This window comes from Pseudomonas sp. GL-R-26, from assembly GCF_019947365.1.
Lineage (GTDB): Bacteria > Pseudomonadota > Gammaproteobacteria > Pseudomonadales > Pseudomonadaceae > Aquipseudomonas.
On record NZ_JAGYGI010000060.1, the window covers coordinates 1 to 12,629 of the forward strand.

At 60.6% G+C, this 12,629-nt stretch carries 12 protein-coding genes; 11 read left to right on the top strand and 1 reads right to left on the bottom strand.

Going from position 1 to position 12,629, the window contains the following annotated elements; translation table 11 throughout:
* Nucleotides 1-90 precede the first annotated feature (90 nt).
* From KGA96_RS29210 to KGA96_RS29255, 10 genes are all read left to right on the top strand, one after another.
* Nucleotides 91-780: an ABC transporter permease gene (locus tag KGA96_RS29210; protein WP_223516003.1), complete on the top strand. Its 690-nt coding sequence runs from the start codon at nt 91-93 to the stop codon at nt 778-780.
* A 13-nt stretch (nt 781-793) separates the two neighbouring features.
* Nucleotides 794-1,492, top strand: a complete 699-nt coding sequence (locus KGA96_RS29215; protein WP_223466889.1) for an ABC transporter permease — start codon at nt 794-796, stop codon at nt 1,490-1,492.
* A 9-nt stretch (nt 1,493-1,501) separates the two neighbouring features.
* Nucleotides 1,502-2,614, top strand: coding sequence for a succinylglutamate desuccinylase/aspartoacylase family protein (locus KGA96_RS29220; protein WP_223516005.1), 1,113 nt, complete (start codon nt 1,502-1,504; stop codon nt 2,612-2,614).
* Nucleotides 2,615-2,632: 18 nt separating this feature from the next.
* Nucleotides 2,633-3,397: an ABC transporter ATP-binding protein gene (locus KGA96_RS29225; protein WP_223516008.1), complete on the top strand. Its 765-nt coding sequence runs from the start codon at nt 2,633-2,635 to the stop codon at nt 3,395-3,397.
* 122 nt (nt 3,398-3,519) lie between these two features.
* On the top strand, nt 3,520-4,428 hold the full coding sequence (locus KGA96_RS29230) for a MurR/RpiR family transcriptional regulator (protein ID WP_223466883.1): 909 nt from the start codon (nt 3,520-3,522) through the stop codon (nt 4,426-4,428).
* 308 nt (nt 4,429-4,736) lie between these two features.
* A complete protein-coding gene (locus KGA96_RS29235) occupies nt 4,737-5,078 on the top strand; it encodes a hypothetical protein (RefSeq protein ID WP_223466881.1) in 342 nt (113 codons plus the stop codon).
* A gap of 100 nt (nt 5,079-5,178) precedes the next feature.
* Nucleotides 5,179-6,435, top strand: a complete 1,257-nt coding sequence (locus KGA96_RS29240; RefSeq protein WP_223516010.1) for a TolC family protein — start codon at nt 5,179-5,181, stop codon at nt 6,433-6,435.
* Nucleotides 6,432-7,916, top strand: a complete 1,485-nt coding sequence (locus KGA96_RS29245) for an efflux RND transporter periplasmic adaptor subunit (RefSeq protein ID WP_223516013.1) — start codon at nt 6,432-6,434, stop codon at nt 7,914-7,916. Before KGA96_RS29240 ends, KGA96_RS29245 begins: the two co-directional genes overlap by 4 nt.
* Nucleotides 7,913-11,071 carry an efflux RND transporter permease subunit gene (locus KGA96_RS29250; protein WP_223516015.1) on the top strand — a complete coding sequence of 1,053 codons (3,159 nt, stop codon included), beginning with the start codon at nt 7,913-7,915 and terminating at the stop codon, nt 11,069-11,071. Before KGA96_RS29245 ends, KGA96_RS29250 begins: the two co-directional genes overlap by 4 nt.
* Nucleotides 11,068-11,418 (top strand): copper-binding protein, encoded by a 351-nt coding sequence (locus tag KGA96_RS29255; RefSeq protein ID WP_223516018.1) that lies wholly within the window; start codon nt 11,068-11,070, stop codon nt 11,416-11,418. The genes KGA96_RS29250 and KGA96_RS29255 overlap by 4 nt, the downstream gene beginning before the upstream one ends.
* A 298-nt stretch (nt 11,419-11,716) precedes the next feature.
* Here KGA96_RS29255 and KGA96_RS29260 read toward each other — a convergent pair whose 3' ends face one another.
* Entirely contained in the window at nt 11,717-12,376 is a 660-nt protein-coding gene (locus KGA96_RS29260) for a hypothetical protein (protein ID WP_223516021.1), read from the bottom strand.
* A 6-nt stretch (nt 12,377-12,382) separates the two neighbouring features.
* On the opposite strand from KGA96_RS29260, the gene KGA96_RS29265 reads away from it, so the two are divergent.
* A partial coding sequence (locus tag KGA96_RS29265; protein ID WP_223516023.1) for a hypothetical protein occupies nt 12,383-12,629 on the top strand: 247 nt, incomplete at its 3' end.

Sequence of the window (12,629 nt, forward strand, 5' to 3'; positions counted from 1 at the left end):
CACTGACCCCAGCCCCGGCGCCGGCCCTCCGCAGGCGTCTGCCGGGGCTTGTCTTGCGCGCCTCGCGGCGCTCGCTTGAGGAACTTCATCATGCTTCACGGCTACGGATCGAGCATTCTCGATGGCGCCTGGCTGACCATAAACCTGGCCTTGACGTCCATGTCCCTGGCGATTGCCCTGGGCCTGATCGGCGCGGCCTTTCGCCTGTCACCGCTCAAATGGCTGGCCATGCTCGGGGAAAGCTACACCACCCTGATTCGCGGTATTCCAGACCTGGTGCTGATCCTGCTGATCTTCTACGGCGGCCAGGATCTGGTGAACCGCATTGCCCTGGCGCTCGGTTACACCCGCTACATCGACATCAACCCCTTTATCGCCGGCGTCTGCACCATGGGCTTCATTTTTGGCGCCTACCTCTCGGAAACCTTTCGCGGCGCCTTTCTGGCGATCCCCAAGGGTCAGGCCGAGGCCGGCGTGGCCTATGGCATGGGCGGTGCGCAGGTGTTCTGGCGAATCCTGGTACCGCAGATGATTCGTTTCGCCATTCCCGGCTTCACCAACAATTGGTTGGTACTGACCAAATCCACCGCGCTGATCTCGGTGATCGGCTTGCAGGACATGATGTTCAAGGCCAAGAACGCAGCGGATTCCACACACGAGCCATTCACGTTTTTCCTCGCGGTGGCAGCGCTGTACCTGATGCTCACCAGCCTGTCCTTGCTGGTGCTGCGCTATCTGGAAAAACACTACTCGGTCGGCATCAAAGCCGCCGAATTGTGAGGGGGAGCCACCCATGATTCTCGACTACAACCTGATCTGGGAAAACCTGCCGCTGTACTTCAATGGCGCCTTGTTGACCCTCAAAGTCCTGCTGATTTCCCTGGCCCTGGGTCTGGTACTTGCGATTCCACTGGCGCTGATGCGGGTGTCGCGATCGCCACTGATCAACTTCCCGGCCTGGCTCTACACCTACGTGATTCGCGGCACGCCGATGCTGGTGCAATTGTTCCTGATCTATTACGGCCTGGCGCAGTTCGAAGCGGTGCGCCAAAGCGTGCTCTGGCCTTACCTCTCCAGCGCCACCTTTTGCGCCTGCCTGGCCTTCGCGATCAACACCAGTGCCTATAGCGCAGAGCTGCTGGCCGGCAGTCTGAAATCCACCAACCATGGCGAGATCGAAGCCGCCAGGGCCATGGGCATGTCACGCCTGACCCTGTATCGCCGCATTCTCATGCCGTCGGCCTTGCGCCGGGCATTGCCGCAATACAGCAACGAGGTGCTGATGATGCTGCAAACCACCAGCCTGGCCTCCATCGTCACCCTCGTCGACATCACCGGGGCCGCGCGTACGGTCAGCTCAAGGTTCTATCTACCGTTCGAGGCGTTTATCACCGCCGGCCTCATCTACCTCGCCCTGACCTTCGTCCTGGTGCGCCTGTTCAAGCTGGCCGAGCGCCGCTGGCTGGCGTATCAGGCACCGCGCAAGCACTAAGGAGCTGCTATGGAGCACATTCAATACCTGTTGCCGTGGAGTGCCTCGGGCACCGAACGAACGCTGTCGCTGTTTCGTTTTGGCAGCGGACCACGCAAGGCCTACATTCAGGCGTCATTGCATGCCGACGAGTTGCCGGGGATGCGCGTTGCCGTCGAGCTCAAGCGCCGTCTTCTGGAACTGGAAACCCAAGGCCGCCTGACCGGTGTGGTCGAGTTGGTGCCCATGGCCAATCCGATCGGTATCGCCCAGATGTTCCAGGCCACCCACCAGGGACGCTTCGAGTTCTCCAGCGGCAAGAACTTCAATCGCGACTTCCCTGTGTTGGTCGATGCCGTTGCACCGCTGCTGGAAGGCCGATTGGGCGACGATGCCGACGCCAACATCGCACTCATCCGCCGCGCCATGGTCGATGCCCTCGCCGCCATGCCGGCACCGACCTCGGAACTCGACGGCCTGCGCCGCCTGTTGTTGCAGCATGCCTGTGACGCCGATGTGGTGCTGGACCTGCACTGCGATTTCGAATCGATCATGCTGATGTATGCGATGCCGCAAATCTGGCCACGCTTGCAGTCACTGGCCGCCCGCCTCGGCGCCGGGGTCACGTTATTGGCCGAAGATGCGGGCGGCAGTGCCTTCGACGAAGCCTGCGCCATTGCATGGCTACGCCTGGCCGAGCTGTTTCCCGAAGCCAATATTCCCCTGGCGTGCGTGGCCACCACCATCGAACTGCGTGGCATGGCAGACACCGAGCGCGAGCAATGCGGCGACAGTGCACAGGCCATTCTCGGGTATCTCGCCGATCAAGGCCTGATCAGCGGTGACTGGCCAGCGGCACCGCCGAGCCATTGCCAGGCCATGCCATTCGCCGGCGCGCAGTACGCCTGTGCGCCCCATCCGGGTGTAGTGAGTTTTCTGCAACCGCTGGGCGCGCACGTCAAGGTCGACGATCCGCTATTCGAGGTCATCGACCCGCTGACCGACCGCCATAGCGTGGTGCGCGCCAGCACCGACGGCATTCTCTATGCCCGCGAACGGCTGCGCTTTGCCCAGCCTGGATTGTGGCTGGCCAAAGTGGCAGGCGTCACCCCCATTCGCCAGGGTCGCTTGCTCAGCGACTGATTCCAGAGAGTTCAAACCATGTACAAACTTGAAGTTCGAGACCTGCATAAAAGCTACGGCGCGCACCAGGTGCTCAAGGGCGTTTCCCTGCAGGCACAGGCGGGTGACGTGATCAGCATCATCGGTTCCAGCGGCTCTGGCAAAAGCACGTTCCTGCGCTGCATCAACCTGCTGGAGCAACCCAATGCGGGCAATATCGTGCTCAATGGCGAACCGCTCAAGCTGGTGACCAATAAGCTCGGCGGGATGAAGGCGGCCGAACCCAAACAATTGCAACGCATGCGTTCGCAACTATCGATGGTGTTTCAACACTTCAACCTGTGGTCACACATGAGCGCCCTGGAAAACGTCATGGAAGCGCCGGTGCATGTGCTGGGCCTGGGCAAGAAAGAGGCACGGGAAAAGGCCGAGCACTACCTGAACAAAGTCGGTGTGGCGCACCGCATGAACGCCTGGCCGGCGCATATGTCCGGTGGCGAGCAGCAGCGCGTGGCCATTGCCCGCGCACTGGCGATGGAACCGCAAGTGATGCTGTTCGATGAGCCGACGTCGGCCCTCGACCCCGAACTGGTCGGCGAAGTGCTTAAAGTCATGCAGGATCTGGCGCAGGAAGGCCGCACCATGGTGGTGGTGACTCACGAAATGGGCTTTGCCCGCGAGGTGTCGAACCAACTGGTGTTCCTGCACAAGGGCGTTGTCGAAGAGCGCGGCGACCCGCGTGAAGTGCTGCTCAACCCCCAGTCCGAACGCCTCCAGCAGTTTCTGGCCGGGAGCCTGAAGTAGAACCGCCACCCAGCCACTGCATGGCGCTGCCCCACAAGGTTGGCTTCGGATACACTCCAGCCAACCTTGTCAGGGCATCAGGCACAGCCCTTCTCTCACCTTCAGGAAATGTTGAGCTGGATATGCCCACCCCATCGAAAGACACCACTGTCTATGCCGCGCCAGTCATGCGCAAACTCACGGAAATCGTTTCCGATCTGCCGCCGTCACTGCGCAAGGTCGCGGACTTTATCCTGCGTCACCCGCTCAAGGCCGCGACGCTGACCATCGAGGAAATGGCTCACGAAACGTTGACCTCACCCGCCGCCGTCAACCGCCTGGCCAAAGCACTGGACCTCGGTGGCTACAGCGGCATGAAGGCCGAGCTGGTCGCTACGTTGCAGCAGATGGTGTCGCCGGTCGACAAGCTGCGCAACGAACTTGCCCATCGCCCCGGTGGCGCGTTTGGCCTGCATGAACAACTCCAGAGCGCCAGCAGCAACCTGGCGACTGCGGCGAGCAACAACCACGCCGACACCTTTGAAGCATTCGTCACTCGCCTGACCAAAGCGCGCAAAATCTACATCCTGGGCTTTGGCAACAGTGTCTACTTCGCCGGCCTCGCCGCCTCGACCCTGATGCCCTTCTGTGCGGACGCCACGGCCATCAGCATGGAGGGTGGTAACGAAAACGCCGCTTACCGCCTGGCCGCAATCACCGACCAGGACGTGCTGCTGGCGATCGCCCTGCCGCGCTACTCCCTCGACACCCTGCAACTGGCACGCTTCGCCAATGAACGCGGCGCATCGGTGCTGGCAATTACCGACTCACCTGCCTCGCCGCTCACCGGCATTGCCCAGCACACGCTGTTTGCGCCTTGCGATCACCCGGTGCTGACCAGTTCCAACATCGCCGTACTGGCCTTGATCGAAGGCCTGGTCGCCGGCGTGATGGCGCGCAATAAAGAAGCGGTCAAACTGGCAACCGAACTGACTGAAAGCGTGATGTCGTACCTGCACATCCCTGCCAGCGGCAAACCAGCAAAAAAGTGAGCGATGGGCATCCAACGCCCGCTTCTTGCTGATTGCGGTCTGGTGCGACCTCCAGCGTGAAGATTCGTGCAAAAACCTCAGGTAACCGTGCGGTCTTTCGCACAAACCACCATGGATAGGCTGGATTGCGGCAGGAAATTTCAACGCATGTCGCTTGTGGGTCGTTGCACCTGCTGCGTAAACCCTCTGTCAGCGATAATGCTGGCTTAATTCAGATACGGTGATATCGCCTGAGTCAGGGCCTTCGGCAGGCTGTGAGAACATCCATCCAATTGTAAGAGCCCATTTCAGCCACTACACTCCAGCCCATGAAACGCTACCTGCGGTTTTGCCTCATTTTCGTGATTAGCCTGGTGCTTCCCCTCAGCGGGATGGCGGGTGTACAGGCGCCCACAGAACCGTGCCCGATGAAGACGATGGGCATGGCGATGATGGATGACATGGGAATGGACTGCTGCAACGACATGAAAAGCCCGACAGAGCATGGCAAGCCCTGCAAGCCGGGCCAGGAATGCAAGACTGGCGGCATGCTGCAAGTCTCGATCCTCAAGCCTCCTGTCACCGTGTTCAGCCCCGTAGTGGTTTCCTTCTTCAGTGATTCCCTGCCCGTACAAACCCCGTCCGGGGTATGGCGACCGCCTCGCGTTTGATTCCTGTCCAACATTGAGCCTCATTCCGCATTAGCGGGATGGACTGGCTGCGCGCATGTCTTTTTGACGCGTGCAGTGGATGATCACAGGAATCGTAAACATGAACTCCAAGTGCTATTGCACAGGTTGGTCCCTCGTGGCCGGTCTGGCGGCAAGCGTACTGGCATTGCCGAGCTTCGCTGCCGCATTGACACTCGATGAAGCGCTGCGGCTGGCCGAAAACAATGCGCCGTCGCTGGCTGCTCAAGATGCAAAGATTCAGGCTGCCAGCAGTGCAGCTATTCCAGCGGGTGAATTACCCGACCCCAAGTTACTGGCAGGTGTGCAGAACTACCCCATCGGTGGCCCGGATCGCTGGAGCATCAACGACGACTTCATGACCATGCAAATGGTCGGGGTCAGGCAAGAGATGCCCAACGGTGACAAACGCAAAGCTCGCATCGAAGTCGCCAACGCCGCCGTTGATCGCGCTGCCGCCGAGCGTCGGGTTGCACGACTGAACGTACGCCAATCCACGGCATTGGCCTGGATCAGCAGCTACTCGGTCGAGCGCAAAGATGCGTTGTTCCAGGACTTCTACAAAGAAAACCGTCTGCTGACCGATACCGTCCGGGCCCAGATTGCCGGTGGCCGCGCTCAACCCGCCGATGCGGTGACGCCCAAGCAAGAAGCGGCTCGACTGGCGGAGCAACAGGACGATCTGGTTCTCCAGAGAGCGCAGGCCCGAGCGGCCCTCAAACGCTGGATTGGCTCAGCCGCCAACGACAAGCCTGTGGGCAGCTTGCCGCAGTGGCCTGTCGACTCCTCAAGCTACGCCCATAAACTGCAACACCACCCCGAGTTGGCAGCGTTTGCGCCGATGACCCGCGAAGCGCAAGCCAAGGTTCGTGAAGCCGAGTCGGAGAAAAAGTCAGACTGGAGCTGGGAGCTTGACTATCAACATCGCGATCGCCAGTTCGGCGACATGGTCAGCGTGCAATTGTCCTGGGACTTGCCGCTGTTTCCTGACTCCCGGCAAAACCCCAAAATCGCAGCCAAACAGGCTGAACTCAACCAGCTTGAGGCTGAGCGCGAAGCCCTGTCACGCGAGCACACTCAGCAACTGGAAAACGAACTGGCTGACTATGAGCGCCTGAATCGTGCGGTAAGCCGCAACCAGGAAAGCCTGCTGCCGCTGGCCAGGGAAAAGGTCGATCTCAGCATGGCCAGCTACCGTGCCGGCAAGGGCGATCTAAACGCCGTTGTTGCCGCCCGACGAGAACTCATCGAAGCCCGACTCAAACAGATCGATGTGGAGGAGCAACGAGCCCTGACCAGTGCGCGTCTGTATTTTGCTTATGGGGAGTCCGACCAATGATCCTTGAAAAATGGAACCGGGCATTGCTGGTTGGCATCTCGCTGGCATTGGGTGTTGCCGGTGGCTACTGGTTCGCTCACCAGCGCATGAGCGAAATACCAAGTACCGCCCCGGAGCAGAGCCTCAATTCACCGGCCGAACGCAAGGCAATGTATTGGTATGACCCCATGTACCCGCAGCAAAAGTTCGATAAGCCGGGCAAGTCGCCTTTCATGGACATGCAACTGGTCCCCCAGTACGCCAGCGGCGTCGGGGATCGTGCGACCGTCAGTATCGACTCGAGCCTGACCCAGAACCTCGGCCTGCGTTTTGCGACCGTCAGTCGCGGAGCCTTTGATTCCAGCCTCGACGTGACAGGAGTTCTGGCGTTCAACGAACGGGATGTCGCGGTGATCCAGGCACGCACAGCGGGCTTTGTGGAGCGGGTCTATGCCCATGCACCCGATGACCTGCTCAAAGCCAATGCGGCACTGGCGGATATTCTGGTGCCGGAGTGGGCGGCCGCCCAGACAGAGTTCCTTGCCCTCAAGCGCAACGGTGATGCCGATCTGTTGGCTGCGGCACGTCAACGACTGAGGCTCACAGGGATGCCGGTTGCGCTGATCACCCAGGTAGAGCGCAGTGGCAAAGTCCAACCGAACCTGACCCTCACCAGCCCCATCAGCGGCGTGCTGCAAGAGTTGAACGTACGTGCGGGTATGACCGTGGCGGCTGGCGAGACTATGGCACGCGTCAATGGCTTGAGCAGTGTCTGGCTGGCCGTGGCCGTTCCGGAATCGGATGCCGGAGCCATCACCATGGGGCAGGCAGTCGAAGCGCGCTTGCCAGCCTTTCCAGGGGCAACGCTCAGTGGCAAGGTCAGCGCGATTTTACCCGAGACCAATCCGGACAGCCGCACCCTTCGCGTACGTGTCGAGCTACCCAATCCGGACGGACGCCTGAGACCAGGTTTGACGGCGCAGGTTCGCCTGAATCGTGCAACTGAGCAAAGTGTGTTGTGGGTGCCGAGCGAAGCGGTGATTCGCACTGGCCGACGTGCCCTGGTGATGCTCGCCGAAGACGCCGGTCGCTACCGCCCGGTGGAGGTGCAACCCGGGCAGGAAAGCGATGGCAAGACGGCGATTTTGAAAGGTCTGGAAGAAGGCCAGAAGGTGGTTACGTCTGGCCAGTTCCTCCTCGATTCCGAGGCCAGTCTCAAGGGCATTGTTGCTCGCACGGAGGAAGAGTCGCCACCCAGTGGAGCAGCCGCCGGTTTGCATGAGGCGGAGGGGCAGATCGTTGAGATCAATGAAAAAGAAGTCACGCTCGCCCACGGCCCTTTCAAGACGCTGGGCATGCCTGGCATGACGATGACGTTCCCTCTCGCCAGTCCGGCGCTGATGCAGGGCCTCAAGGCGGGTGACAAGGTTCGGGTCGCAGTGAGCCAGACCGACGATGGCTTGCGGGTCGAGCACCTGGTCAAATCGGGGGGCCAGCCATGATTGCAGCCCTCATTCGTTGGTCCGTGGCCAACCGGTTCCTGGTGCTACTGGCGACGTTGTTCGTTACGGCTTGGGGTATCTGGTCGGTGCAGAGCACCCCTATTGATGCGCTGCCAGACCTTTCCGATGTCCAGGTGATCATCCGCACCCCGTATGCAGGACAAGCGCCACAGATTGTCGAGAATCAGGTGACCTATCCGTTGGCCACCACCATGCTCTCGGTGCCGGGCGCCAAGACCGTGCGTGGTTACTCCTTCTTCGGTGACAGCTTTGTCTACGTGCTGTTTGAAGACGGCACTGACTTGTACTGGGCCCGCTCGCGGGTGTTGGAATACCTGAGTCAAATACAAAGTCGGTTGCCGGCCAGCGCCAAGCCAGCGTTGGGCCCGGATGCGACGGGAGTGGGCTGGATCTATCAGTACGCACTGGTGGATCGCAGTGGTGGACACGACCTGGCGCAACTGCGCGCGCTTCAGGACTGGTTCCTCAAGTTCGAACTCAAGACGCTGCTGAACGTTGCGGAGGTGGCCACGGTGGGTGGCATGGTCAAGCAGTACCAGGTACAGCTTGATCCGCTGAAACTGGCCAGTCTCGGCCTTACTCAGGCCGCGGTGACCGAGGCTATCGGCAAGGCCAATCAGGAAACCGGTGGAGCCGTGCTGGAGATGGCAGAGACCGAGTTCATCGTGAGGGCTTCCGGTTACTTGAAGACGCTCAATGACTTTCGGGCGATTCCACTAAAACTGGGTGCGGGTGGTGTGCCGGTGACCCTTGGCGATGTCGCCACGATTCAACTGGGACCGGAAATGCGCCGTGGCATCACCGAACTCGACGGCGAAGGCGAGACGGTCGGTGGTGTGGTGATTTTGCGCAGTGGTAAGAATGCTCGCGAGACCATCGCAGCGGTCAAGACCAAACTCGACGAACTGAAAAGCAGTCTGCCGGCCGGGGTGGACATCGTCACCACCTACGATCGCAGCAAGCTGATCGATCGCGCGGTGGAAAATCTCAGCCACAAACTGCTCGAAGAGTTCATCGTCGTTGCGTTGGTCTGCGGGATCTTTCTCTGGCACTTGCGCTCATCGTTGGTAGCGATCATTTCGCTTCCGGTGGGAGTGCTGATTGCCTTCATCGTCATGCGCTACCAAGGCATCAACGCCAACATCATGTCCCTGGGTGGAATCGCCATTGCTATCGGCGCCATGGTCGATGCCGCCGTGGTGATGATCGAGAACGCCCACAAAAAGATTGAGGCCTGGCACGTGGCCAATCCAGGGGAGGAACTCAAGGGTGAGCGTCATTGGCATGTCATGACCGAAGCAGCGGCAGAGGTAGGCCCGGCGCTGTTCTTCTGCCTGTTGATCATCACCCTGTCGTTCATTCCGGTGTTCACCCTGGAAGCTCAGGAAGGACGGCTGTTTGGCCCATTGGCTTTCACCAAGACCTACGCCATGGCCGCAGCGGCGGGATTGTCAGTGACCTTGGTGCCGGTGCTGATGGGCTATTGGATACGCGGGCGAATCCCCAGTGAACGACAGAATCCGTTGAACCGGTGGTTGATTCGAATCTATCAGCCGGCCCTGGACGCGGTTTTGCGTCGACCGAAGATCACGCTGCTGGTCGCGCTATTGGTTTTTGTCAGCGCGCTATGGCCAATGTCGCGCTTGGGTGGGGAGTTTCTACCCCCGCTGGACGAGGGCGACCTGCTCTATATGCCTTCTGCCCTGCCGGGATTGTCGGCGCAGAAAGCGGCGCAACTGCTGCAACAGACTGACCGTTTGATCAAGACCGTGCCAGAGGTCGAACACGTCTTCGGTAAAGCCGGTCGTGCCGAAACCGCCACCGACCCGGCACCGCTGGAAATGTTCGAAACCACCATCCAGTTCAAGCCACATGAGCAATGGCGCGCCGGTATGACCCAGGAAAAACTGGTGGAAGAACTGGATCGCGTGGTGCGCGTGCCCGGCTTGACCAACATCTGGATACCGCCGATTCGCAACCGTATCGACATGCTGGCGACGGGTATAAAGAGCCCGATCGGTGTAAAGGTTGCCGGCACCAACCTGACGGAAATCGATGCGGTCACCCAGGCGGTCGAGCGAGTGGCCAAGGATGTACCCGGTGTCAGTTCGGCCCTGGCCGAGCGGCTGACTGGCGGCCGCTATATCGATGTCGATATCGACCGCAAAGCCGCCGCCCGCTATGGGCTGAACATCGCCGATGTGCAGTCCATCGTGGCCGGTGCCATTGGTGGTGAAAACGTCGGCGAGACCATTGAAGGTCTCGCACGTTTCCCGATCAACGTACGTTACCCACGGGAGTGGCGCGACTCGCTCGGCGCCCTGGAGCAACTGCCGATCTACACCCCGTTGGGGAGCCAGATCACCCTTGGCACGGTAGCGAAGGTCAAGGTCAGTGACGGCCCACCGATGCTCAAGAGCGAGAACGCACGGCCTTCAGGCTGGGTGTACATCGATGTGCGCGGCAGGGACATTGCTTCTGTGGTCGCCGATCTACGCCGGGTCGTCAATGAACAGGTCCGGTTGCAGCCAGGCATGAGCCTCAGTTACTCAGGACAGTTCGAGTTTCTCGAAAGGGCCAACGCACGGCTCAAACTGGTGGTGCCTGCCACGCTGCTGATCATCTTCGTGTTGCTTTACCTGACTTTTGCCCGATTCGATGAGGCCCTGCTGATCATGGCCACCCTGCCATTCGCACTGACTGGGGGGGCATGGTTTCTCTATCTGTTGGGCTTCAACCTGTCGGTCGCCACCGGGGTCGGCTTCATCGCCTTGGCCGGTGTTTCCGCCGAGTTCGGCGTGATTATGTTGCTCTACCTGAAAAACGCCTGGGCCGAACGTGAAGACCTCGGTGACAGCACTGAACGCGGGCTGGTTGCGGCGATTCGTGAAGGCGCTGTGCAGCGCGTGCGCCCCAAGGCCATGACTGTGGCGGTGATCATTGCCGGTCTGCTACCCATCCTGTTGGGCAGCGGCACCGGCAGCGAAGTCATGAGCCGTATCGCCGCGCCCATGGTCGGCGGCATGGTCACGGCCCCCTTACTGTCCCTGTTTGTCATTCCGGCAGCGTATCGCCTGATGCGCCGCCGGCACCTTCTGCTTGTACCCACCACACCTCAAGGAAAAGTCGTATGAAACTCACCCTGATTGCAGTCGCAAGCACCGTATTCGCGCTATCACTGTCTGCCCACGCGCAGGACATGCCGGGCATGAAAATGGACGGCATGGAAGGCATGCAGATGAAGCAGGAAACAAAACAGGCTCCGGTCTCCAATGCCGAAGGTACGATCAAGGCTATCGATACTACGAAGCATACGGTGACGATCGCCCACGGCGCCGTTCCCGCCCTGCAATGGCCGCCGATGACGATGGCCTTTTCCGTGACGCAAGGTCAGTTGTCGGGGTTGGTGCCTGGAGACCGGGTATCGTTTTCCTTCCGGCTGGAGGGTAACAGCGCCTCGATTGTGTCCATTAACAAGTAAATTCCGGTGGTGGACGTGTCCGGCACATTTTGTCGTGCCGGACTAACCCATTACATCCGCTGGTTCAGGAAAAACGCAGGGCTCGGGGTTTTGTGAACGGCAGGCAATTGCTTACCCGTCCAGTTCCGTCTCCTCCACCGTCATCCTCGTCAGTGTTTCGGACCTGCGACAGATTTCCAAAAAAAGTCGCAAGCCCCGCGATTCTTCAGGGCTTGCGACTCATTGCCGATACATCCTTCAAACTCCCGGGACGTCATCGACGGGTATGCCCGTGGTGTTCGTTACCGAACGTACAGGCCTAGTTCTCTACCTCAACCGCGTCGAAATCCGGCGCGTCCTGGGCATCCGGGGCGTCCGCTACATCCTCTTTGGCCTCCCTCGCCTTGGCTTTGTCAGCCTCTTTGACTGCGTTCGCCTTGGCCTTGTCAGCCTCTCTCGCTGCGTTCGCCTTGGCTTTGTCAGCCTCTCTCGCTGCGTTCGCCTTGGCTTTGTCAGCCTCTCTGGCTACGTTCGCCTTGGCTTTGGCTGCGTCCCTGGCAGCATCTGCGTCGGCCTTGGCGGCGTCCCTGGCTGCATCCGCAGCGGCCCGGGCAGCGTCTCTGGCTGCATCTGCATCTGCGCGCGGTACGCCAGCAGCTCTGGCGGCATCCCGGGCTGCATCCGCCTCAGCTCTGGCGGCGTCCCGGGCTGCATCCGCCTTAGCTCTGGCGGCGTCCCGGGCTGCATCTGCATCAGCCTTGGCCGCGTCTCTGGCTACATCAGCGTCATTTCTGGCAGCGCCTCTGTCTTCCGCGGCTTCCCTGGCAGCGTCCCTGGCGTCTTCTGCAGCTTCCCTGGCAGCGTCACCCGCGTCTTCTGCGGCTTCCCTGGCTGCATCTGCGGCGTTATCCGCGTCGTTGTCATCGTCGTTGTCACGCGCGTCGTTACGCGCATTGCCTGGGCCTCTGTTACCGACCATTCCACCATGGTCATCGTCGTTGTCATGCGCATTGCCCGGGCCTCTGTTCCCGGCCATACCACCATGGTCAGCATCGCCACGCCCAGGGCCTGCATGACCGTCACCACCATGGCCTGCTGCACCATGACCGCCACCGCCATCACCACCGTGACCACCGCCTCCGGAGCCTCCACTGCCGGAGCCACCACCACCTCCGTTGCCGCCACCACCGTGGCCGCCTCCGCCGTCACCGCCGTGACCACCGCCTCCGGAG